1 rRNA gene is annotated in these 559 nt (G+C 56.2%); it reads left to right on the top strand.

Features of this window, described 5'->3' with window-relative positions:
- A 23S ribosomal RNA gene (locus tag KYX17_RS31625) occupies positions 1-559 on the top strand; the annotation flags it as partial.

Genomic DNA, 559 nt, shown 5'->3' with positions numbered 1-559 from the left:
AAGCTAATCCAGTGGTGCTAAGAGTCCTAGCCAGGAATGTGTGGATCCCTTCGGGGTGATGCCGTCTTGGTGAACGCTCGACCCCATGCTGGTGCGGTTAGCGTATTAACAGGTGTGACGCAGGAAGGTAGCCCAACCCGGGCGATGGTTGTCCCGGGGCAAGTGCGTAGGCTGAGTCGTAGGCAAATCCGCGACTCGTTCGGCTGAGACACGATGCGGATAAAAAGTGGGTGATCCTATGCTGCCGAGAAAAGCATCGACGCGAGGTTCTAGCTGCCCGTACCCCAAACCGACTCAGGTGGTCAGGTAGAGAATACCAAGGAGATCGAGAGAATCGTGGTTAAGGAACTCGGCAAAATGCCCCCGTAACTTCGGGAGAAGGGGGGCCATCCGCTTATACCAGCTTGCCTGGAAAAGGGTGTGGTGGCCGCAGAGACTAGTGGGTAGCGACTGTTTACTAAAAACACAGGTCCGTGCCAAGTCGCAAGACGATGTATACGGACTGACGCCTGCCCGGTGCTGGAAGGTTAAGAGGAGCGGTTAGCGTAAGCGAAGCTGC

This window comes from Microbacterium sp. CIAB417, assembly GCF_022788845.1.
This window is presented reverse-complemented; position numbering and strand designations above follow the sequence as displayed.